This window comes from Lactococcus sp. S47, from assembly GCF_016517475.1.
GTDB classification, from domain to species: Bacteria; Bacillota; Bacilli; order Lactobacillales; family Streptococcaceae; genus Lactococcus; species Lactococcus lactis.
The window spans coordinates 1-235 of the sequence record NZ_JACVUB010000034.1 but is presented as its reverse complement, the minus strand read 5'-3'; the positions used below and the strand labels follow the sequence as shown (position 1 = coordinate 235).

The window sequence follows — 235 nt, the reverse complement described above, 5'->3', positions numbered from 1 at the left end:
AACTCTGAAAGACAGTGAAGGTGCCGATGTTCCGGTCACAGCAGTTATCACAATTGCTTCAGGAAACGCAGTCACTAATGGTAGCTTGTCGGCTGGCACTTATACTGTGATATACTCAGCTTCAGGGTATGACGATGTCACTCAAACTCTAGTTGTCACAGACCCAGCAGATACCACTGCTCCGGATGCACCGACAGTAGGTGATGTGACAGGAAACAGCACGAATGGTTACACG

1 protein-coding gene is annotated in these 235 nt (G+C 48.5%); it reads left to right on the top strand.

Annotated elements, in window-relative coordinates; genetic code table 11:
- Positions 1-235 (top strand): phage tail tube protein (locus tag IAE52_RS11475; RefSeq protein WP_370568109.1); only part of this gene is annotated, 235 nt, incomplete at both ends.